This window comes from Roseovarius sp. E0-M6, from assembly GCF_037083845.1.
Classification (GTDB): Bacteria; Pseudomonadota; Alphaproteobacteria; order Rhodobacterales; family Rhodobacteraceae; genus Roseovarius.
The window spans coordinates 200,092-221,548 of sequence record NZ_JBAPLA010000002.1 but is presented as its reverse complement, the minus strand read 5'-3'; the positions used below and the strand labels follow the sequence as shown (position 1 = coordinate 221,548).

Sequence of the window (21,457 nt, the reverse complement as noted above, 5' to 3'; positions counted from 1 at the left end):
GCAACGGCTACAGGAGCGGGGCACATAACGGCGATGATCACGCGTACCCATCTCAAAGGCGACGCCCAGTCCACTGCCGTTTACTCGGACTGTGAGCAGTACCGCTATCTGTTGACACGCGTCTGGGATACGACTGCAAAGCGCGTGCTGTTCATCATGCTTAACCCGTCCACGGCAACCGAGATTCAGAATGATCCGACCGTAGAGCGCTGCGAACGCCGCGCGCGCGCTCTTGGCTTCGGGGCCTTTCGGGTCACCAATATCTTTGCATGGCGCGACACCGACCCAAAGGCAATGCGTGCCGCACTCGACCCGGTCGGGCCTGAAAACGATGCGGCGATCCTCGAAAGCATGCCTTGGGCCGATCAGGTCATCGCGGCTTGGGGAAGCCACGGCGCTCACCGAAATCGCGGGGCCGAGGTTGCGAGACTTCTGCGTGATACGGGTCAGCCAGTTTTTCACCTTGGTTTGACCAAGGCGGGCCATCCCAAGCATCCGCTCTATATCGGTTACTCCGAAGCGCCTCGGCCATGGTTGACCACGGATCTCGCCAGCCTCGCGGACTAGTATCCGTTAACCAGCCTTCCAGTTCTGAATTGAACGGTTTGAAAGACTGTGGCCGAATGCCCGAGGGGTATTGTGGATGGTGACAAGATGTTCCTGCTTGCGGGTCTTTTGGGTGCGATGGCGGTTGGTGCGACCGCAATGTTCGGGATGTCTTCGGATAGCGAAGACGAGGAAGAAACCGTCCCTAGTCCTGAGGCCGAGGCGAAACCGGATGCCAATGGCGAAGGCGCTGAGAAAGATGATCAATCCATAACGTCTTTCGCCACTGCCGACACGCCGGATGAGCCCTACGAGACGCAAGAGCGCGGTGACGCCGAAGATGAAGAGCCCCTTGATACCGACGATACCACGGCGCCTGAAGTCCCGAAAAACGAAGCTGTCACGCCCGATGACGCGGAACGGATTATCGCAGGGTCCGAACAGCCAGACTCCGAAGAAGGAAGCCCACAACGCGATCTGATCAATGGCTATGGCAGCGACGACACACTTGCCGGAGATGCTGCAAATGATGGGCTTTGGGGCGAAGCTGGCGATGACACGCTTGAAGGCGGCCCCGGTGATGACACCCTTCACGGAGGCGAAGGAGATGATAGCGCGGATGGGGGCGACGGTGACGACGATTTGATGGGGTATGGCGGCGCCGACACTCTTGTCGGAGGAGATGGCGACGATACACTCATCGGCGGCGCTGGCGACGACACCCTTTCTGGCAACGCGGGAGACGATGTTCTGCATGGTGGCTTGGGCGATGACGCGCTCTCCGGCGGCTTGGGCGAGGATTCGCTTTTTGGCGGCTGGGGAAATGACACCATCACCGGTCACGATGATCAGGAAGGGATAGCAGGCCGCGACTTTCTGAATGGTGGCGGCGGTGATGACCTGATTTTCGCCGGACAGGACGACATTGTCACCACCGGTGACGGCACCGATCGGGTCGCTCTGGGGGAGTGGCTGACCTCGGATCATCAGGCCGAGATTATTGATTTCTCGCATGATCACGACACACTCATGATCGTTTACGATGATCTGATGGATGCTGATCCCGAAGTCGCGGTAGAGCCGGACGAACAGGATCCGACCAAGCAATACATAAGCCTCAATGATGAACGTATTGCGGTGATTCATTCAGGGCTTGCGCTGCACGTCTCTCACATAAACCTTGTCGGCCAAAGCACACTCCAAGCGGCCACGGGCGTCTGAATTCCCTCTTTTCTTTTTCACGCAGGCGTCCTATACGCTCGCATTCCGCCTGCTGGTCAGGCTGGATTCTCCATTGGACCTTGCTGGACGACATCCCGGCTTGCGCCCTTCACCTTCAGCTCTGAAAGGAGACCCCGATGTCGATCACTGCAGAAGAAAAAGCACGCGTCATGAAAGACTTTGCGACCAAAGACGGCGACACTGGTTCGCCCGAGGTTCAGGTCGCAATTCTTACTACGCGGATAACCACGCTGACCGAGCACTTCAAAACCCACAAGAAAGACAATCACGGCCGCCGTGGTCTTTTGAAGATGGTCGCACAGCGTCGGAAGCTGCTGGACTATCTCAAGAACAAGGACGAAGGCCGTTATCGCGACCTGATCAAGCGTCTCGGCATCCGCCGCTAAGATTTCGATCCAACCGGGTCATGCGCCTGCCTCTTAACCGAGGCAGGCGTTTTTCGTCTGATAGGGCTTCAATTGCCTTTCCGTCTCCGGCAAACCTGCCACGGACGTTTCAGGTCAAGGCCGCAGAAAATGCAAACCACCACTCTCCTCACTGTCGCGGGCCTCGTATTGGTCGCGACAAGTCTGGTTGTCGTCGGTGACACGGCCGGTAAGCTTCTCACCCAAGGCGGCGTCAGTCCGGTTTTCGTCGCTTGGGCACGTTTCGCACTTGGCGCTCTGATCATTCTCCCGCTGAGCGGCATACATATTGGAGAAATCCGGAATTTTCTGAACCCCAAGGTCGTGATGCGCGCGGTATTCATAGCCGGGGGTATCTGCTCGATTCTGACAGCGTTGCGCAGTGAACCAATTGCCAATGTTTTCGGGGCATTTTTCATCGGGCCGATGGTCTCTTATATTCTTGCGGTCGTATTTCTAAAAGAGCCCATCACAAAGTTACGCACGATCCTCCTTTTGATTGGATTTTTGGGCGTGATGCTTGTGGTCAAGCCCGGCTTTGGCGCCACGCCCGGTATCGGTTTCGCGTTGTTGGCAGGGTGCTTCTACGGTGCGTACCTGACGATGACGCGCGCGATCTCGGGCGACTTGCGCCCCCGATTTCTTCTGTTATCGCAGTTGGTGGTCGGGGCGATCCTGCTTGCCCCTATTGGCGCCACATCTCCGTGGCCGGAGCCTTCGCGCACTGCCTATCTCCTGATTTTGACAAGCGCCGTGGCCTCGGCAATGGGAAACTACCTTCTGGTCCGGGCCAGTCGTATGGCAAGCGCGACGATCATCGCACCGTTCATCTACAATCAGCTCTTCGCGGCCACGATATTGGGCGTGCTTGTCTTCGATGAGCTTCCTGACGCCGTCTCGCTCTTGGGGCTGGTCCTTATCGCGCTGTCAGGTTTCGGCACGCTTCTGGCTGTAAGGCGGCAGGACCTTGGGCGAGTCTAGCACTCCCCGCTTTCCAAATCACCGAAACTCATGTATGGCCCGCGCATCTGAGACGTGACGCCTTCGATCCCGGGCGCATGAGACACGATTGGGGTCGGCGGCAATGGGGCCGCCATTGAAACGGAGGACCGGGCAGGGGCCCGGAGCGCCTCCAGACAGGAAACGATAGATGTTCAACGAAGTTAAAAAATCGATCCAGTGGGGCGAGGAAACGCTGACACTGGAAACGGGCAAGGTTGCCCGTCAGGCGGATGGCTCGGTCATCGCCACATTGGGTGAAACGACGGTGATGGCAAACGTCACCTTCGCAAAGGAACCGAAGCCGGGTCAGGACTTTTTCCCGCTGACGGTTCATTACCAGGAAAAATACTACGCTGCGGGCAAGGTGCCCGGAGGCTTCTTCAAGCGCGAGGCGCGCCCAACCGAAAAAGAGACGCTGACAGCACGTCTGATCGACCGTCCAATCCGGCCGCTTTTCGTGGACGGGTTCAAGCACGAAGTGCTCGTCATGTGCACTGTGCTGAGCCATGACCTCGTCAACGATCCCGATATCGTTGCGATGATCGCAGCAAGTGCTGCCCTGACGATCTCAGGCGCGCCCTTCATGGGCCCGATTGCTGGCTGCCGTGTGGGATATGAGGGCGGCGAATACGTCCTGAACCCGACCGTGGATGACATGCATGAACTGCGCATGAATCCCGATCAGCGCCTTGATCTTATCGTTGCTGGCACCAAAGACGCCGTAATGATGGTTGAGTCCGAGGCATACGAACTCTCCGAAGAAGAAATGCTCGGCGCCGTAACTTTCGCGCATGATCAGATCAAGCCTGTTGTAGACTTGATCATTGATCTGGCAGAAGACGCCGCCAAAGAACCGTTCGACTTTCAGCCGCCGGATTACTCCGCGCTTTATGACGCGGTCAAAGCCGCGGGTGAAAAAGAGATGCGTGCGGCATTTGCCATCACCGACAAGCAAGAGCGCACAGCTGCGGTTTCCGCTGCCCGTCAAAACATCAAGGGCGCATTGACCGAAGAGCAACTCGAAGACCCCAATCTTGGCGCCGCTCTCAAGAAGCTCGAAGCGAGCATCCTGCGCGGAGATGTCGTGAAAGGCGGAAAACGCATTGACGGTCGTGATACGACAACGGTGCGCCCGATCGTCTGCGAAACCGGCTTCCTGCCCCGCACACACGGCTCGGCGCTCTTCACGCGCGGTGAAACGCAGGGCCTCGTCGTGACCACGCTGGGCACGGGCGACGATGAGCAGTTCATCGATGCGCTGCACGGCACGTTCCGGTCAAACTTCCTGTTGCACTACAACTTCCCGCCCTACTCGGTCGGTGAAGCGGGTCGCGTTGGTCCTCCGGGTCGCCGTGAAATCGGTCATGGTAAACTTGCATGGCGCGCGCTTCAGGCCGTTTTGCCGGCCGCGACAGACTTTCCCTACACGATCCGTCTCGTTTCGGAGATCACCGAATCCAACGGCTCGTCTTCGATGGCGTCAGTCTGCGGCGGCTCGTTGTCGATGATGGACGCAGGTGTTCCGCTCAAGGCGCCGGTGGCCGGTGTCGCCATGGGGCTCATCCTCGAAGATGACGGCGATTTCGCCATTCTCACCGATATCCTGGGTGACGAGGATCACCTTGGCGACATGGACTTCAAGGTCGCAGGCACCGAGTCTGGGATCACCTCGCTTCAGATGGACATCAAGGTCGCGGGTATCACGCCCGAGATCATGAAGCAGGCACTTGCCCAAGCCAAAGATGGGCGGATGCACATTTTGGGCGAAATGAACAAAGCCCTGAGCAGCGCCGGAGACTTCTCTGTTCACGCGCCGCGCATCGAGACGATGAACATCCCGACCGACAAAATCCGCGAAGTGATCGGGTCGGGCGGCAAGGTCATCCGCGAGATCGTCGAGGTGTCTGGGGCCAAGGTCGATATTAACGATGAAGGCGTTATCAAGATTGCATCGCCCAACGGTGACTCGATCAAAAAAGCCTACGACATGATCCACTCGATCGTGGCTGAGCCCGAAGAAGGTCAGATCTATGACGGCACAGTCGTCAAGATTGTTGATTTCGGCGCCTTCGTTAACTTCTTCGGTAAGCGCGACGGCTTGGTCCATGTCAGCCAGATCGAGAACCGCCGCTTAAACCATCCCAGCGATGTGTTGAAGGAAGGTCAAGACGTGAAGGTCAAGCTTCTGGGCTTTGACGATCGCGGCAAAGTGCGTTTGTCGATGAAAGTCGTCGATCAGGAAACCGGCGAAGAAATCGAGCCGGAGAAAAAGCAAAAAGACGACGACTGATCACTTTGGACAGTGAAGTGAGTGGCCCCGGTGGAAACGCCGGGGCCATTTTCGTTATCTACGGAAAATCAATAGGAATACTCTGGGTAAATCCGATCCAGATCACCGTTCCATTCACCGTGATACCGGTCAAGAAGTTCGTCTGCGGGCACCTTGCCGCTATCCACGCTTTCGCGCAGTGCGTTGAGAAAATGCGTCTCGTCAGGGACAAGTCCGCCTGCACCACTTCGCGCGCGTGCGCGCAAACCGGCCTCGGATATGTCCAGAACTTCGCGCGCCAGATTGTGCATGTGTATGTGATCAACACGCGCATCCAAGGCGCTTTCGCTTGCGGCAATACGCATAGCCTCGCGGGTGGACGCGTCCCAACCTTTGACAAGATCCCACGCCGCATCAAGGCTGCTTTGATCATACATGATCCCGACCCAGAAAGCGGGCAGCGCGCATAGCCTGCGCCACGGGCCGCCATCGGCACCGCGCATCTCCATGAACTTCTTGATCCGCGCCTCGGGGAAGATTGTCGTAAGGTGGTCGGCCCAGTCGCTCAGCGTCGGCTTCTCTCCCGGCAGTGCCGGAAGTTCACCTTTCAGAAAGTCACGGAACGACATGCCGAGTGCATCAATGTACTCGCCGTCACGATAGACGAAATACATGGGCACATCGAGCGCATACTCCGCATAGGCTTCAAAGCCGAACCCGTCCTCAAACACAAAAGGAAGCATTCCGGTGCGATCGGCATCCAGATCGCGCCAGACCCGGCTGCGCCAGCTTTTGTGTCCGTTTGGTTGTCCTTCAAAGAAGGGAGAGTTGGCAAACAGCGCGGTCGCAACAGGTTGAAGCGCCAACGCAACGCGCAGCTTTTTCACCATGTCGGTCTCTGAGGAAAAGTCCAGATTGACCTGCACCGTGCAGGTGCGCCGCATCATGGCTTGACCCATGGTGCCGACTTTCTGCATGTAGGCATCCATCAGCTTGTAACGGCCTTTGGGCATCATGGGCATCTGGTCATGAGTCCACTGCGGTGCCGCACCAAGCCCGATAAATCCCACGCCGACCTTGTCTGCGATATCCTTCACGTCACGCAAGTGGGCGTTCACTTCGTCGCATGTCTCGTGAATGGTCTCGAGAGGCGCGCCCGACAGTTCAAGCTGCCCACCCGGCTCAAGGCTTACGTTGGCGCCGTCTTTCTCCAACCCGATGAGTTTGCCGGCTTCCTCTATAGGTGCCCAGCCGTGGCCATCCCGAAGCCCTTCGAGAACGGCCAGAATACTGCGTTCACCTTCAAAGGGGATCGGCGCGAGCGTGTCACGGCAATATCCGAATTTTTCGTGCTCAGTGCCAATGCGCCAATCTTCTTGCGGCTTGCAGCCACTCTCAAGGTACCCGGCCAGTTGGCTATGATGTTCGATAGGTCCGCCGCCGGACTGGGGAATGGACATGGCTGTCTCCGCAGGAAAGTTTGGGAAGTCGTGGCGAGGAACCGCATGGGTGTCAAGGCGCGATGGCGCGGGCCATTTGCCTCCTATTGGTGTGTGACTGCATCGGGCAGTGGCTTTTCCTCGCGCTGCCAAAGGCGCGTGCGCAGCGTATCATGCCCGTTGGCGGCACGGAGTAGGCGTTCGATCCGAATGCCTGGAAGGCTCGAAAAATAGTCGAACAGCGCATCCGCGCCCGAGGCCGTGACGGGGATATGAAGGTCGGGCCCCCCGCTGTGACCAAGAACCCAATGCGCGGGCTTTCCGCTCGGGTCATAGTCAAGAGAATTGAGGTTCGATCTTGCGATCGCGCCGCCTGTAAGGGGGCCGAAATAGCTGATCTGCCCCTCGGTGACAGTCACGACCCCCGGACCGTCCCGCATCGCGCTAAAGCGAAGACGCTGCCACCCTGTCCAGAGAAACAAGACCCCCGCCGCAACCGCAAGCCAGCCCAGCCACATGAGAACACCGAAACTGACCATGATCGACCAAAGACCAAGCACAATGATCGCCCCGCCAACCAATATGTCCCGCCACTTGAGAAGCGCCTCGATCGCGTCCTGCCGGATCATGACTGGCTCCAATCACCGAGCTTGGCTTGCCAAAGTGTCATTGCGGCCACCGCCGCCGTATCGGCGCGCAGGATGCGCGGACCCAAGCTGACGGCATGGGTGAATGGCAAATCCCGCAGACGTTTGCGTTCACGTTCCGAAAAGCCGCCTTCTGGCCCTATCAGGATGCCCCAGGGTTGCCCGCTCGACTTATCTGGCAGCGGCCCTTTATCACCCGCCAGCCCTTCATCGCAAAACATGAGCTGCCGTTCCTCGGGCCACTCCGTCAGTAAAGTATCCAGCCGCGCAAGCGGTGCCACCTCGGGAACATATGTTCCGCCGCATTGCTCGGCGGCTTCGATCGCATGGGCCTGAAGCCGGTCTTGCCGGATGCGCTCGGAATTGGTGAATTCGGATTGAATGGGCAAGATGCGCGCAGCACCCATTTCAGCGGCCTTTTCAACGATGAAATCAGTGCGCGCTTTCTTGATCGGTGCAAACATGAGCCACAGATCAGGTGGCAGCCTGAGGGGCGCTGTCTGCTCCTGCACTTCCAGCGTGCCCCGCCGTTTGCCTGCCTCCGCGACAGTGGCGCACCACTCTCCGTCGCGGCCATTGAACAGCGCAATACTGTCCCCGGGCTTGAGCCGCATCACATTGAACAGATAATTCGCTTGGTCACGGCCAAGAAGAACCGATTGCCCCGCCCCCAGCGTGTGATCTACATAAAGTCTGATATTAGTAGCCGACATGAAGGCAACATATGACCGGCACCCAAAAGACGCCAGAGCCCATGACCCATGTTGCGGATGCACCTCCGGAAAACTGGGTGGATCGCTATGCCCCGGTTTGGGCGAGCGGCTATCTACGGTTGAGCCGGGCTGACCGCCCGATTGGCACATGGCTTCTTCTCTTGCCGTGCTGGTGGGGGCTTCTGCTTGCGATGCTCCATACTGGTAACGCGGGATGGCATGATCTTTGGCTCTTTTTTGCAAGTGCGGCGGGCGCGTTTCTGATGCGGGGCGCGGGGTGTACCTGGAATGACATCACCGACCGGCATATCGACGGCTCGGTCGCGCGCACCGCGTCGCGGCCCATACCGTCCGGACAAGTCAGCGTGCGCGGCGCTCTTGTCTGGCTGGCACTTCAGGCGCTGATCGCATTTGGGCTTCTTCTGACATTCAATCTACCTGCGATCATCCTCGGAATTGTTTCGCTCGGGCCGGTCGCGATCTATCCATTTGCGAAAAGGTTCACGTGGTGGCCACAGGTTTTTCTTGGAATCGCGTTCAACTGGGGCGCTCTGCTGCTCTGGGCGGCACATACCGGCGCGCTGGAATTGCCGGCGATCATCCTTTACCTCGCCGGCATCGCGTGGACACTTTTCTATGACACCATCTATGCCCATCAGGACGCCGAGGATGACGCCCTCATTGGTGTCAAATCAACCGCGCGGTTGTTTGGAGACAACACCCCTTCGTGGCTTGGGCGATTTCTTGTTGCGACCGTCTTGCTGATGACATTCGCGGTGATCCTCGCAACGGTCGGTGGCGACCTTTGGGCGCGCCTTGTTGCTTTGCTTGGTCCATGGGCGCTCGGGCAACATCTCTACTGGCAGACAAGGCAGTTTGACCCTCAAGACAGCTCATCCTTGCTGAGGCTTTTCCGCTCCAATCGCAATGCCGGTTTGTTGCCTTTGCCGTTTTTCGCCGTCGCCATCCTCATCTGATTGAATTCATGGAATCATCAGCATAAATATGTGCGGATAGCGCGCCATTCCGGCGCTCCGCGGGGCGAGGCCCCTTTGAACCTCTGGTGGCCCTGAAGCATGCGACTGTCTTCCATCTTTGCATTGATCGGAACTTTTTTGGCTGCCGGAGTGCTGGCGGTCATCGCCGCAGGGTTCTCGGCCCAGTTTATTGAGGATGGCTCCAAGACCGAGGTGCGCCGCGCGCTCGAACTCGCAGACATGGGCTGGACCGAGGTGGATGCCGACGGGCTTCAGGTGTTTCTTGCCGGAACCGCCCCCACAGAAGCCAGCCGCTTCAAGGCGGTTTCGATTGCCGGTGGGATCGTGGATGCTACGCGTATCATAGATCAGATGCTTGTCGAGGACGCCGCCGAAATCGCGCCTCCAAGATTTTCGCTTGAAATACTGCGCAATGATGCAGGTATTTCGCTTATTGGTCTCATCCCGACCAATGCCAACAGCGAGTCCCTGTTCGAAACCGTCAACGACGTTGCCGATGGTGCCGAGGTTACCGATTTCATAGACCGTGCCGATTACCCGGTCCCACCCGGCTGGACCGAAGCGGTGCGCTATGCTGCGTCCAAGCTTGACAAGCTGCCGAGGGCCAAAATCTCGATAGAGGCCGGCCTCGTGTCGGTCAAAGCAATGACCGACTCGCCCGAAGCCAGACGCGAACTCGAGGCTGCGTTGTCGCGCCGTGTTCCACCCGAAGTCGAGGTGATAACCGACATTTCCGCGCCACGCCCTGTCATCACACCATTCAACTTGCGATTCCTCATCGAAGAGGGTGTCGCAAGATTCGATGCCTGCTCGGCGGATACCGAAGAGGCCCGAAAGCAAATCATTGCGGCTGCTCGGGCCGCAGGCCTTGATGGGAGCATTGATTGCACGATCGGGCTTGGCGTCCCGACACCGCAGTGGGGGCGTGCGGCCGAACTCGCGATCAAGGCAATCGGAGAACTGGGTGGTGGGTCGGTGACATTCTCAGACGCCGATATCTCGTTGCTTGCGATTCAGGGAACGGATCAGTCCAAATTCGACGATATCGTCGGTGGGCTTCAATCGGACCTGCCGGATGTGTTCGCCCTGCACGCTGTCTTACCGCCTCCAGCTTCGGATGCAGAGCCGGTCGTGCCGGAATTCGTGGCCACGCTTTCTCCCGAAGGTCTGGTTCAAATGCGCGGACGGGTCGGAAGTGACAAGCTCAGGCAGACAGCGGATAGTTTCGCGCGTGCGCGCTTCTCGTCCGATGGCGTGTATACAAGGGCGCGCGTGGTCGAAGGTTTGCCCGAGGACTGGCCGGTTCGCGTGCTGGCTGGGCTCGAAGCATTATCCTATCTCACGAATGGCGCCGTCACCGTCACGCCTGATACGATCAACGTAAGTGGCGATACCGGCAAGAAGACCGCCAGTGCCGATATCTCTGGATTCTTTTCCGAAGCTCTCAGCGAAAGTGCCCAGTACGAGATCAACGTGACATACAAAGAAAGCCTTGATCCAATCGCGGCTCTTCCCACGCCGGAGGAGTGCGTGTCGCGGATTCAACTCATCGTGTCCGAGCGCAAGATCAACTTCGAGCCCGGCTCTGATACCATCGACGCCAGCGGTGCCGACATCATGGATGATATCGCCGAAGTTCTTAAGCAATGCGGTGAGATCGAGATTGAGATCGGTGGCCACACGGACAGCCAAGGACGTGAGTCGATGAATCAGCAACTGAGCAAGAACCGTGCCCTCGCTGTTCTTGAGGCTTTGCGCGCGCGCCGCGTCATCACCTCGACCTTCACCGCCGAAGGATATGGTGAAAGCGACCCAATCGCCGACAACGATACCGAGGAAGGCCGCGAGGCAAACCGGCGTATCGAGTTCAAGCTGATTAGGCCCGAACCCGAAGAAGACACAGAAACGGGGCTTGAAAGCCTCGAGCAAGACAGCGAAGAAGAAACATCACAAGAGACCGATCAGGACGACAGCCAAGATGAACAGAACTGAATTTATCATCGCCACAGCGATCATTCTGTTTGTGGCGTTCTGTCTTGGATGGTTTGCAAACTGGCTTGTGCATCGGTTCATTCGCGTAAATCAGTCCGAAATGGGTGAGCTTGATAGGATGGCACAGGAGCTTCACGAAGCAGAAGAGACCCGAGATCAGGCGATCACGTATCTGCAACAGCGCGAAGCCGAACTGACCAACCAGCTCTCCCAGACTGAGGCCGAACTCTCGGCAACGATGGAGGGCCTGCGCGAAGCCCGGCAAGAGGCCGAGATGATGCGCGCGCATCTTGAACGTAAGAGCGCCGGCTAAAGCATCACGACCATGCCACGTCGGCCAGGAATATGTATCCCGCGCCATAGATCGTCTTGATCAGCTTTGGATTTTTCGGGTCTTCACCAAGCTTCGTGCGCAGTCGCGAAATCCGCACATCCATTGCCCTGTCAAAGCTTTCACCAGCACCACCACCCAATTCATCCAGCATCGCGGTCCGCGTAACAAGCCGCTTTGGGCGCTCAAGGAAAAGCCGCAAGACTTCTCCTTCGGCGTGGGAAATAGATGTTTCCAAGCCGTCGTCCCGCTCAAGAACGAAGCGATCAAAGCGCGCCGTCCAGTTTAGAAAGGTTGCAACATTTCGCCCCGACGTGGCAGGCGCGTCACGGCGAAGGCGTGCGCGAATCCGCGCAACAACTTCGACCGGGTCAAATGGCTTGATGATATAATCATCTGCCCCAAGCTCGAGTCCGGTTACCCTGTCCCGCACCTGAGCGCGCCCCGAAATGATGATCACCACCGCCCCCTTTTCAAGCGCGAGCCGATGTACGAGCGAAAGCCCGTCCCGGTCAGGCAACGACAGGTCGACAAGGCAGACATCCGGCGTAACGCGATTGAGCGATGCTTCGAACTCGGTCGCACGACCGAAGGAAACCGTTCGATACCCGGCCTCTTCCAACGTATCCACGAGAATGGTCCGAATGGCGGGCTCGTCATCGAGTATGGCAATAAGCGGCGCCGTCATTGTCCATCATCCTTTCGACCCAACAGGGCGCGCAACTGTTCGACCGTGACTGGTTTCCGAAGAACAGGGGCGATCTTGCGGGCCGCGACATGGCGGGGATCATCATTTGGCAGAGATGTCATCATGACAACAGGGCATCCGCTATCTCCCATACCCCGAACAAGATCAAGACCGGTCTCTTCACCTTCAAGAACGATATCTGAAACAAGTGCGGATATCTGCGGTAATTCCGCCTGCAACGCACGGGCTTCCGCGACGGATGAAGCTTCGATAACCGCGTGCCCCTCATCACGAAGCATATCACGAAGCGCGATCCGAATTTCGGCATTGTCTTCAAGCAGCAGGATCAGGCTGGGCTCTTCTTTGGTTGTGACGCGCCGTAACGGCAGGCGCAGGGTCACACAGGCACCACCCGCGACATTGCCAAGCTGGACACGTCCGCCGGCCACCACGGTCATGTCATAAACCATGACCAGCCCGAGCCCCGATCCGTCGTCGCCCTTGGTGGTATAAAAGGGCTCAAACGCGCGGTTCAGGGCTGTCTCGGAAAAACCTCCGCCGCTGTCGTGAACCGCCAATTCCACCCAGGTATCCTGAATCTCCCGCGCGCTCACTGAAATATGGCCCACAGGGGCGCAGGCGTCGCGAGCGTTCAGCACGAGGTTGAGCAATGAATCCTGCAACATTCCCGGATCCATGAGGAATTGCCCTCGCGAAAGTGTGTTCTTGACGTGGAACGACACGCCCTGCGGCAGAATGGATCGGGCTAAGGGCTCAAGGTCACTGAGAAACACACCCATGTCCACCGGAATCGGCGAATGTGCGCGCTCACCGGTCATGTCGGCAATTTGGTTGAGCAGACCTCCGCCACGTTGCGCCGCGGCCACGGTCGCCGCGACAAGCTCCTTGGCATCGGTCGACAGATCCATACGTCGCAGCTTTGACTGCATACCAAGAATGATTGTCAGTAAGTTCGAAAAGTCATGAGCAAGACCGGATGTCATTTGTGCGGCGACCTCGCGTCGTCGGGTCTGTTGAAGCGCGGCCCGCGTTTGAGCTTCCTCGGTGATATCCATCGAAAGAATGTAGACGCCGCCGGTTTGCTCGTCTGGTGTAAATGCGGCTCTGATACGGCGGGAACTGGTGGCATGAGTGAATTCGAACACCGACGCTTTGCCGGAAAATGCGGCGTTCAGCTGGTCTTCGATCACGGCGAAATCATCGGCACCAAGTGCTTCTTTCACGGTCTTTCCCACGATCAGAGCCTCGCTCCCGGGCATGATCGAACTCAGGCGGCGATTTGAATACGTATAGAAACCGTCGGGCCCGACATGGGCGATATGGGCTGGCATCATTTCCGTGGTGAGACGCATGCGCGCCTCCGAAGCCATAAGCCGGCGCTTGGCTTCTTCGAGCGCGGTAATGGTGGCCTCAAGCTTTCGGTTGGTCGCGGTGAGCTCTTCGGAATATCCTGAAAGCCGATCCGAAAGCTCGTCGGACCGCGACTTGAGAAGCGCCTCTTGCCGCTTGGTTCTCGTGATATCGGTATAGACAGTGACCCACCCTCCTTCGGGCAAGGGCGTTCCCTCTACCGAAATCGTGCGCCCGTTGGCGCGGGTGCGCTCCATGTAGTGAGGCTCGAAAGCGCGGGCGATTTCGACCCGCCCACGGACGAACTCTTCCAGATCACCCACATCTCCATAATCTCCGCGCTGTGCCAAAAATCGGATGGTATCGTCAAAATTGGCCCCGGCCGTTACCAGATGAGATGGCAGATCGAACATCGCCTGAAACCGCGCGTTGCAAACCGCCAGTCGCAGGTCCCGATCGTAGATCGTGAGTGCCTGCTGTATAAGATTCAGCCCCGCCATCGTCATCGAGTCAGTGGCTGGAGGTGACGTGTCTTTTTCGGTCATTTTCAGATCCCTGACGAAACGGCTACCACCCTCCGGTCGTCTTGCCAAAGGTCAAAGCGGTCCTGTTACAATTCGTAAGATTTTAGCAAACTTGCGGAAAGAGTTGACCAAGAGAAATGTTCGTGCACCCTCAAAGGGGAATTAAACCGCGTCTGCGGACAAGTTCGGGCAAACCCGGACATAGGGAGGAAAAGATTTGGCACAGGCGTCGGAGGCGGCCGAAGGACTTGCGTCCTTTCCGGCCCTGCTTGACCGGAACGTCCGGGACTATGGCTCGCGCCACGCTTACCGTGAAAAGGAATACGGTATCTGGCAGTGCTGGACTTGGGCGGAAGCGGCGGATGAGATCGAGGCGGTCGCGCTTGGCCTGCTTGATCTGGGTGTGAACGAGGGCGATTTCATCGCGATCGCGGGTCGCAATAGGCCCTATTTCTACTGGGCGATGGTCGCGGCCCAATCTGTGGGCGCAATTCCTGTCCCTGTCTATCAGGACAGCGCCGCCGAGGAGATGGCCTATGTCATGGATCACTGCGGCGCGCGCTTCGCGATCGTCGAGGACCAAGAGCAGGTCGACAAGATTATCGACATTCAGGATAGCCTGACTGAATTCGAACATATGATCTACGTCGACCCGCGAGGGCTTCGGAAATATGACCACGGAAAGCTGCACCAATTCAGCGAGATGCAGGAAGAAGGGCGCGCCGCGCGTGAAAAATACGCGAGCGAGCTTGAAGCGCGTCGCAGCAAGCTGACCTATAACAGCACCTGTGTCATGCTCTACACCAGCGGTACGACCGGCAAACCCAAGGGCGTCGTTCTCAGCAATCGTAACATCATCGAAGCCTCTAAATCGTCGTCCGAGTTCGACAATCTGCGCCAAACCGAAGAGGTGCTGGCTTACCTGCCAATGGCGTGGGTGGGCGACTTCATTTTTTCGATCGGTCAGGCATATTGGTGCGGGTTCTGCGTCAATTGTCCCGAAAGTGCGGACACCATGCAGACGGACCTGCGTGAAATCGGACCAACCTATTACTTCGCGCCGCCCCGCGTTTTCGAAACCCAGCTGACCAATGTGATGATCCGGATGGAGGATGCGAGCGCCTTCAAGAAGAAGCTCTTTGATCATTTCATGGAGCACGCGCGCAAGGTTGGTCCTGATATCCTTGATGGGAAGCCAGTGGGGAGTTGGGATAAATTTTGGTACGGTGTCGGGCAGCGGTGCGTCTATGGGCCGCTCAAGGATACACTGGGCTTTTCACGGGTTCGGGTAGGATACACAGCGGGCGAGGCGATCGGCCCCGAGATTTTCGAATTCTACAGATCCCTCGGCATCAACCTCAAACAGCTTTACGGTCAGACAGAGGCAAGCGTGTTCATAACGCTTCAACCGGATGGCGAAGTCAGAAACGATACGGTCGGCGTGGCCGCACCTGGAGTCGAACTTCGGATCGCAGACAGCGGTGAGGTTTACTATCGCAGCCCAGGGACGTTTGAAGAATACTACAAGAATCCCGAAAGCACCGCCTCGACCAAGGATCCGGAAGGTTGGGTCGCAACGGGTGATGCCGGCTTCTTCGACGAGGCGACGGGTCATCTTAAAATCATCGACCGCGCCAAGGATGTCGGCAAGATGGCCGATGGTGCGCTCTTCGCACCGAAATATGTTGAGAACAAGCTCAAGTTCTATCCCAACATCCTAGAGGCGGTTGTCTTTGGCAATGACCGAGAGGAATGCACCGCCTTTATCAACATCGACATGTCGGCTGTCGGTAACTGGGCTGAGCGGAACAATATCGGCTATGCGTCCTATCAGGAGCTGGCAGGTCATCCGCGCATCCTCGACACGATCAAGGGTCATGTCGAAGAGGTGAATCGCAGCCTCGCCGAAGATCCGATGTTGGCGCATTGTCAGGTTCACCGGTTTCTCGTTCTCCACAAGGAACTTGATGCCGATGACGGCGAGATGACGCGAACACGCAAGGTGCGCCGAAACGTGATCTCCGAGAAGTTCGATGACCTTCTCGCTGCGCTTTATGACGGGTCCGAGGAAATCTTTACCACCACCGAAGTCACCTATGAAGACGGGCGCAAAGGCGCGATCAGCGCGACGCTCAAGATCATCGACGCAGACGTGGTGCAAACCGAAACACAAAAGGTGGCGGCGGAATGAGTTACCTTGCAGCCAGTTCCGACCGACGTAGCCAAACAGTTGGTATGAAAGGAAAGTTCCATGCTTGATACCAACGAGGCCTATACCACCGAGGATGGCCGCAGGATTGGCGAAGTGGTGATGGAGATGAAGAATATCACCTTGCGCTTTGGCGGGGTGGTGGCGATCAAGGACATCTCCTTTGATATCCGAGAAGGCGAAATCCGCGCGATCATCGGACCCAACGGGGCGGGTAAATCCAGCATGCTCAACGTCATCAGCGGGTTCTATAATCCGCAGGAGGGCGAGGTCTGGTACAAAGGCAAGAAACGCCCACAGATGAAACCTTATCAGGTGGCGCGACAGGGCATCGCCCGGACGTTTCAGAACATCGCCCTCTTCGAAGGGATGACGGTTCTCGACAACGTCATGACAGGGCGTTTCCGTCAGATGAAAACGAGCCTGTGGGCGCAGGCGATCTGGAAGGGACCGGCCGAGCGGGAAGAGGTCGCAAACCGGGAAGCCGTTGAAAAGATTATCGACTTCCTGGAAATTCAGCACATCCGCAAAACGCCGGTCGGACGCTTGCCTTATGGGTTGAAGAAGCGGGTCGAGCTTGCGCGCGCACTGGCCGCCGAACCGAGCATCCTTCTTCTGGACGAGCCGATGGCCGGTATGAATGTCGAGGAGAAGGAGGACATGAGCCGCTTTATCCTTGATTTGAATGACGAATTTGGAAGCACGATCGCGCTGATCGAGCACGATATGGGCGTGGTCATGGACCTGAGCGACCGGGTCGTTGTCATGGACTATGGCAAGAAGATCGGAGACGGCACACCCGACGAGGTGCGCAAAAATCAGGCGGTTATCGACGCCTATCTGGGGGTGGCCCATGACTGAACTTTCGGGGTCGGCATCCACGTCGGTATTCACGTCGGTGCGTTCGGCGCACCGGTCAGCATGGAGGCCACTATCATGCCTGAGCAACTGATCTGGGGGATGGAGGTCTTTCTGAACGGCCTCATGGCAGGGGTGCTCTATGCACTGGTCGCGCTCGGCTTTGTCTTGATCTTCAAGGCCTCCGGCATCTTCAACTATGCGCAGGGGGTCATGGCGCTTTTTGCCGCGCTGACACTTGTCGGGATCATGGAAGGGCAGGTGCCGTTCAGTCACTTGATCAATGCCGTCTTCGGCACCGAGATTCACCACTTCGGCTGGCATGTGCCCGCGTTCCTGGCCATCGTGTTTACGATGGTCGTGATGATCGCGCTGGCATGGGCGGTGAACAAATTCATCTTCCGACATCTGGTCAATCAGGAACCGATCATCCTGTTCATGGCGACGATCGGTCTGGCGTATTTCCTCGAAGGTGTCGGCGACATCATGTGGGGGTCGGACATCAAGAAACTGGATGTCGGCCTGCCGCAGGGGATCAACCTTGCCATCGACGAGGTGACCTACAACCTCTTCGACTACGGGTTCTTTATCGACAACCTCGATCTATGGGCCACGCTGGTCGCTGCGCTGTTGGTGATCGGGTTGGTTATCTTTGCACAATATACCAAACAGGGCCGGGCCATGCGGGCCGTGGCCGATGACCATCAGGCGGCGCTCAGTGTCGGGATCTCTCTCAACTTCATTTGGGTGATGGTTTGGTCGCTGGCAGGGTTTGTCGCCCTTGTCGCGGGGATCATGTGGGGCACGAAATCAGGTGTTCAATTCTCGCTTTCGCTTATCGCGCTCAAGGCGCTGCCGGTGCTGATGCTGGGTGGCTTCACCTCGATCCCCGGCGCCATCGTCGGCGGGCTGATCATTGGCGTGGGCGAGAAGATTTTCGAGTTCATCATGTCGAGCGACGCGCTGGCCGGTCAATGGTTCGGATTCACCATCAGTGCCACAGAAAACTGGTTCGCCTACGTGCTGGCGCTGCTGTTTCTCGTGTTCCGGCCACAAGGTCTATTTGGGGAGAAGATCATTGAGAGGGTTTAGGGAAGTAAATCTAGTGGCATTTGCGGCGCTTTCCTTTGCGCTCTTTGCGCAGCCCTGTTTGGCATTCGATATGAATGTCGAGAGAAACGCGCTGCTCGAGAAGTTTGATGAATATCAATTGGCTGATTTGACTGTTGGGGATGCAGGACTTTTCGAAAAATGGAACTCGGTTTGCGTAATGGATGGTGTTCTTCACGCAGTGGGTAGCGCAAGAGTGACCGATTCAGAATACGGACCCCTATGGAAACTAAAGGTCATCCCAGGTGGGAAGGTAGAAGCGGAAGTCATCGGAGATGACGGTGGTGCGCCTAGCGAGGACGACCTCGAACAGGTTCTCAAACATCTGGCGTTCGAGATTCCGAGTTGTGAAGGTATGACGGCGTACTTTTCATCATATGAAAATGACTTTCGCGAGATCACGACAATAGATGGTTCCTCGGATTTCCGCGCCCTTTTGAACCTACACCATGAATAGGAAATCTCACATGATGAGCAACGAAAGGGACGCAAATGTTCTATCGTGAAGCGGGCGACTTCAAGACGTCCTATGTGGATGACAGCCAGACCTTTCCGATCAAGTTCGATCGGTATCGGTATTATGCGGTGCTCGTGGTCGGTTTCGCGATCATCCCGTTCATCATCAACGACTACTGGGTCAATGCCATCTTTTTGCCGTTCCTGATCTACGCGATTGCCGCGATCGGGCTCAATATCCTGACCGGCTATTGCGGGCAGGTGAGCCTTGGCACGGGCGGGTTCATGGCGGTGGGGGCCTATGCCTGTTACAAGCTGATGACGGCCTTTCCGGATGTGAGCATTATCCTGCATGTCATTCTGTCGGGTGCCATCACGGCGGCGGTGGGTGTTCTTTTCGGCCTGCCAAGCTTGCGGATCAAGGGGTTCTACCTTGCCGTCGCAACGCTTGCGGCGCAGTTCTTCCTTGTCTGGCTCTTCAATCGTGTGCCGTGGTTTTACAATTATTCGGCGTCGGGACAAATCAGCGCGCCCGAGCGCTCGGTGCTTGGCGTCTCGGTCACAGGGGCCGAAACCGTGCCGTGGGCGGCTTATCTCTTCTGCCTCGTCTTTACCGTGATCTGCGCACTTGTCGCACGCAACCTGACCCGTGGCATGGTGGGCCGGAAATGGATGGCCATTCGCGACATGGACATCGCCGCCGAGATTATCGGGGTCGATCCGTTGCGCGCCAAGCTCAGTGCCTTTGCGGTCAGTTCGTTCTTTGTCGGTATTTCGGGCGCGCTCTTTTTCGCGGTCTATCTGGGCGCGGTCGAGGTGGGCGAAGCGTTTGGGATCACCAAGTCGTTTCTTGTGCTTTTCATGGTCATTATCGGTGGATTAGGGTCGATTTTCGGAAGTTTCGCGGGCGCCGCGTTCCTTGTCATTCTGCCTGTGTTCCTCAAGGTGGCTCTGGCGGATTCGGCCGCCGTGAGCGACACGTCACTTGTTCTTTCATGGCTGTTTTTCGGGGTCATGTGCATCACCGGCGCTCTGGCGCTGCTGCGTGGTGTGCTCCGCCTTGCCGGATCGGAGATATGGGCGGGCATGGGGCCGTTCCTGTTCGGGCTAACCATCGTGTTCTTCTTCCTGTCGGCCTTCTGCGCAGGCGGCCTCGGGTGGCCGACGGATCTCGTGGCGCATTTCCAGTTGATGATTGTCGGCGCGCTTATCGTCGCCTTCCTTGTGGCCGAGCCGCATGGGCTTGCGCAGTTGTGGCGCGTGTCGAAAGAGAAGCTGAGACTATGGCCGTTCCCGCACTAGGGCACGGTGGCTGAGATGGTGAGCCAAGGCTCATCCTATACCAAATCGGGAAAACCTAGGGAGGATACAAACCGATGAAACAGAAACTCATGACAGCGATGGCCGCGGCGGTCATGGCCGCCAGCCCGGCGATGGCCGAACTGGTCATCCCGGACCTGAGCTATCGGACCGGAGCCTATGCCGCGAGCGGTATTCCGTTCTCGGACGGTTATCAGGACTACTTCACCCTGCTCAATGAACGTGACGGCGGTATCGGCGGTGAACCGGTGCGCCTCGTCGAGTGCGAGACCGGCTATAACACCGAGAAAGGCGTGGAGTGCTACGAAGCCACCAAGGGCGAAGGCACGCTTGTCTATCAGCCGCTTTCGACCGGGATCACCTATCAGCTGATCCCCAAGGTCACCGCAGACGAAATCCCGCTGCATTCGATGGGTTACGGTCGGACCTCGGCTGCGAATGGCAAGGTGTTCAAGTGGGTCTTCAACTATCCGGGCACCTATTGGGATGCGGCCTCGATCATGGTCAAGCACGCATTGGATGTCGAAGGCAGTCTTGAAGGCAAGACCATCGCGCTCGTCTATCACAACTCGGCCTATGGCAAAGAACCGATCCGGACGCTGGAAAAGCTTTCCGAGAAGCACGGGTTTGAGCTGAGCCTGCTGGCGGTGGACCATCCCGGACAGGAACAGAAGTCGCAGTGGTTGCAGATTCGCCGCGAGCGGCCCGATTACGTGTTCATGTGGGGCTGGGGCGTGATGAATCAGGTCGCGATTCAAGAGGCGTCGAACATTCGCTTTCCGATGGAAAATTTCATCGGCGTGTGGTGGTCGGGTGCCGAGCCTGATGTGCTTCCGGCAGGCGACAGCGCGCATGGCTACAAGTCGGTGAATTTCACCGGCACGGGCACCGACTATCCGATTTTTGACGACATTCAGAAATTTGTCGTGGATGCCGACAAGGCGGCCGGCGACGGCACCAGCCTTGGTCAGGTTCAGTATAACCGTGGCATGTTCGCGGCGATGCTGGCAGCCGAGGCGATCAAGACCGCGCAGGAAATGCATGGTGTCTCCGAGATCGACCGGGCGATGATGCGCGACGGCATGGAGAACCTCGAGATCACGGATGCAAAGCTTGAGGCCCTTGGCCTGCCCGGCTTCGCGCCGACCTTCGAGGTGACCTGCGAGAACCATAGTGGTCCGGGCAAGGCGCTTGTTCAGCAATGGGACGCGAACGAGAAGTCCTGGAACGCGATTACCGACTTCATGGTAGCCGACCGGGAATTGATCATGCCGCTCGTGATGGAAGACTCGATGGCGTATGCCGAAGAGAACGACATCGAGCTGCGGTGCGAATGAT

The 21,457-nt window shown here is 57.6% G+C and carries 18 protein-coding genes and 2 pseudogenes; 15 read left to right on the top strand and 5 right to left on the bottom strand.

The window, feature by feature from the left end:
- Positions 1-33 precede the first annotated feature (33 nt).
- From V8359_RS07470 to pnp, 5 genes are all read left to right on the top strand, one after another.
- Complete coding sequence (locus tag V8359_RS07470) at positions 34-567, top strand: DUF1643 domain-containing protein (protein WP_336428142.1); 534 nt, start codon at positions 34-36, stop codon at positions 565-567.
- Positions 568-654: 87 nt separating this feature from the next.
- Positions 655-1,767 (top strand): calcium-binding protein, encoded by a 1,113-nt coding sequence (locus V8359_RS07465; RefSeq protein WP_336428141.1) that lies wholly within the window; start codon positions 655-657, stop codon positions 1,765-1,767.
- 137 nt (positions 1,768-1,904) lie between these two features.
- On the top strand, positions 1,905-2,174 hold the full coding sequence (gene rpsO, locus V8359_RS07460) for a 30S ribosomal protein S15 (protein ID WP_336428140.1): 270 nt from the start codon (positions 1,905-1,907) through the stop codon (positions 2,172-2,174).
- A 129-nt stretch (positions 2,175-2,303) separates the two neighbouring features.
- A complete protein-coding gene (locus V8359_RS07455) occupies positions 2,304-3,173 on the top strand; it encodes a DMT family transporter (RefSeq protein ID WP_336428139.1) in 870 nt (289 codons plus the stop codon).
- A 169-nt stretch (positions 3,174-3,342) separates the two neighbouring features.
- A complete protein-coding gene (pnp, locus tag V8359_RS07450; protein WP_336428138.1) occupies positions 3,343-5,484 on the top strand; it encodes a polyribonucleotide nucleotidyltransferase in 2,142 nt (713 codons plus the stop codon).
- 68 nt (positions 5,485-5,552) lie between these two features.
- Here the strand turns inward: pnp and V8359_RS07445 are convergent, their stop codons facing one another.
- The 3 genes from V8359_RS07445 to V8359_RS07435 all read right to left on the bottom strand — a co-directional run bounded on the left by V8359_RS07445 (position 5,553) and on the right by V8359_RS07435 (position 8,262).
- A complete protein-coding gene (locus V8359_RS07445; protein WP_336428137.1) occupies positions 5,553-6,923 on the bottom strand; it encodes a glutamate--cysteine ligase in 1,371 nt (456 codons plus the stop codon).
- A gap of 83 nt (positions 6,924-7,006) precedes the next feature.
- Positions 7,007-7,531, bottom strand: coding sequence for a hypothetical protein (locus tag V8359_RS07440; protein ID WP_336428136.1), 525 nt, complete (start codon positions 7,529-7,531; stop codon positions 7,007-7,009).
- Positions 7,528-8,262, bottom strand: coding sequence for a 16S rRNA (uracil(1498)-N(3))-methyltransferase (locus V8359_RS07435; RefSeq protein WP_336428135.1), 735 nt, complete (start codon positions 8,260-8,262; stop codon positions 7,528-7,530). The genes V8359_RS07440 and V8359_RS07435 overlap by 4 nt, the downstream gene beginning before the upstream one ends.
- An 11-nt stretch (positions 8,263-8,273) precedes the next feature.
- On the opposite strand from V8359_RS07435, the gene ubiA reads away from it, so the two are divergent.
- The 3 genes from ubiA (at position 8,274) to V8359_RS07420 (ending at position 11,565) form a co-directional block, all read left to right on the top strand.
- A complete protein-coding gene (gene ubiA / locus V8359_RS07430) occupies positions 8,274-9,239 on the top strand; it encodes a 4-hydroxybenzoate octaprenyltransferase (RefSeq protein ID WP_336428134.1) in 966 nt (321 codons plus the stop codon).
- A 99-nt stretch (positions 9,240-9,338) separates the two neighbouring features.
- Positions 9,339-11,252, top strand: a complete 1,914-nt coding sequence (locus V8359_RS07425) for an OmpA family protein (protein ID WP_336428133.1) — start codon at positions 9,339-9,341, stop codon at positions 11,250-11,252.
- The gene (locus V8359_RS07420) at positions 11,239-11,565 is read left to right on the top strand and encodes a hypothetical protein (RefSeq protein ID WP_336428132.1); all 327 of its coding nucleotides are present in this window, start codon (positions 11,239-11,241) and stop codon (positions 11,563-11,565) included. Before V8359_RS07425 ends, V8359_RS07420 begins: the two co-directional genes overlap by 14 nt.
- Positions 11,566-11,569: 4 nt before the next feature.
- On the opposite strand, the gene V8359_RS07415 is transcribed toward V8359_RS07420, so the two are convergent.
- On the bottom strand, positions 11,570-12,271 hold the full coding sequence (locus tag V8359_RS07415; protein WP_336428131.1) for a response regulator transcription factor: 702 nt from the start codon (positions 12,269-12,271) through the stop codon (positions 11,570-11,572).
- Positions 12,268-14,187, bottom strand: coding sequence for a hybrid sensor histidine kinase/response regulator (locus V8359_RS07410; RefSeq protein ID WP_336428130.1), 1,920 nt, complete (start codon positions 14,185-14,187; stop codon positions 12,268-12,270). Before V8359_RS07410 ends, V8359_RS07415 begins: the two co-directional genes overlap by 4 nt.
- A gap of 196 nt (positions 14,188-14,383) precedes the next feature.
- On the opposite strand from V8359_RS07410, the gene V8359_RS07405 reads away from it, so the two are divergent.
- From V8359_RS07405 to V8359_RS07375, 7 genes and pseudogenes are all read left to right on the top strand, one after another.
- Positions 14,384-16,357 carry an AMP-binding protein gene (locus V8359_RS07405; protein WP_336428129.1) on the top strand — a complete coding sequence of 658 codons (1,974 nt, stop codon included), beginning with the start codon at positions 14,384-14,386 and terminating at the stop codon, positions 16,355-16,357.
- Positions 16,358-16,417: 60 nt separating this feature from the next.
- Positions 16,418-17,236, top strand: a complete 819-nt coding sequence (locus V8359_RS07400) for an ABC transporter ATP-binding protein (protein WP_336428128.1) — start codon at positions 16,418-16,420, stop codon at positions 17,234-17,236.
- A 75-nt stretch (positions 17,237-17,311) separates the two neighbouring features.
- Positions 17,312-18,325 carry a branched-chain amino acid ABC transporter permease gene (locus tag V8359_RS07395; RefSeq protein WP_336428127.1) on the top strand — a complete coding sequence of 338 codons (1,014 nt, stop codon included), beginning with the start codon at positions 17,312-17,314 and terminating at the stop codon, positions 18,323-18,325.
- A gap of 13 nt (positions 18,326-18,338) precedes the next feature.
- On the top strand, positions 18,339-18,800 hold the full coding sequence (locus tag V8359_RS07390) for a hypothetical protein (RefSeq protein WP_336428126.1): 462 nt from the start codon (positions 18,339-18,341) through the stop codon (positions 18,798-18,800).
- A gap of 35 nt (positions 18,801-18,835) precedes the next feature.
- Positions 18,836-19,759 (top strand): annotated as a pseudogene (locus V8359_RS07385) (branched-chain amino acid ABC transporter permease); the annotation flags it as partial.
- 192 nt (positions 19,760-19,951) lie between these two features.
- Positions 19,952-20,101 (top strand): annotated as a pseudogene (locus V8359_RS07380) (branched-chain amino acid ABC transporter permease); the annotation flags it as partial.
- A gap of 74 nt (positions 20,102-20,175) precedes the next feature.
- A complete protein-coding gene (locus tag V8359_RS07375) occupies positions 20,176-21,456 on the top strand; it encodes an ABC transporter substrate-binding protein (RefSeq protein WP_336428125.1) in 1,281 nt (426 codons plus the stop codon).
- Position 21,457: the final 1 nt, after the last annotated feature.

Excerpts from the sequence above, each read along its gene's own strand:
- rpsO (WP_336428140.1), top strand. The coding sequence starts at position 1,905 with ATGTCGATCACTGCAGAAGAAAAAGCACGCGTCATGAAAGACTTTGCG.
- V8359_RS07410 (WP_336428130.1), bottom strand. The coding sequence starts at position 14,187 with ATGACCGAAAAAGACACGTCACCTCCAGCCACTGACTCGATGACGATG.
- V8359_RS07455 (WP_336428139.1), top strand. The coding sequence starts at position 2,304 with ATGCAAACCACCACTCTCCTCACTGTCGCGGGCCTCGTATTGGTCGCG.
- ubiA (WP_336428134.1), top strand. The coding sequence starts at position 8,274 with ATGACCGGCACCCAAAAGACGCCAGAGCCCATGACCCATGTTGCGGAT.
- V8359_RS07420 (WP_336428132.1), top strand. The coding sequence starts at position 11,239 with ATGAACAGAACTGAATTTATCATCGCCACAGCGATCATTCTGTTTGTG.
- V8359_RS07470 (WP_336428142.1), top strand. The coding sequence starts at position 34 with ATGATCACGCGTACCCATCTCAAAGGCGACGCCCAGTCCACTGCCGTT.
- V8359_RS07375 (WP_336428125.1), top strand. The coding sequence starts at position 20,176 with ATGAAACAGAAACTCATGACAGCGATGGCCGCGGCGGTCATGGCCGCC.
- pnp (WP_336428138.1), top strand. The coding sequence starts at position 3,343 with ATGTTCAACGAAGTTAAAAAATCGATCCAGTGGGGCGAGGAAACGCTG.
- V8359_RS07445 (WP_336428137.1), bottom strand. The coding sequence starts at position 6,923 with ATGTCCATTCCCCAGTCCGGCGGCGGACCTATCGAACATCATAGCCAA.
- V8359_RS07425 (WP_336428133.1), top strand. The coding sequence starts at position 9,339 with ATGCGACTGTCTTCCATCTTTGCATTGATCGGAACTTTTTTGGCTGCC.
- V8359_RS07440 (WP_336428136.1), bottom strand. The coding sequence starts at position 7,531 with ATGATCCGGCAGGACGCGATCGAGGCGCTTCTCAAGTGGCGGGACATA.
- V8359_RS07415 (WP_336428131.1), bottom strand. The coding sequence starts at position 12,271 with ATGACGGCGCCGCTTATTGCCATACTCGATGACGAGCCCGCCATTCGG.
- V8359_RS07465 (WP_336428141.1), top strand. The coding sequence starts at position 655 with ATGTTCCTGCTTGCGGGTCTTTTGGGTGCGATGGCGGTTGGTGCGACC.
- V8359_RS07435 (WP_336428135.1), bottom strand. The coding sequence starts at position 8,262 with ATGTCGGCTACTAATATCAGACTTTATGTAGATCACACGCTGGGGGCG.
- V8359_RS07400 (WP_336428128.1), top strand. The coding sequence starts at position 16,418 with ATGCTTGATACCAACGAGGCCTATACCACCGAGGATGGCCGCAGGATT.
- V8359_RS07395 (WP_336428127.1), top strand. The coding sequence starts at position 17,312 with ATGCCTGAGCAACTGATCTGGGGGATGGAGGTCTTTCTGAACGGCCTC.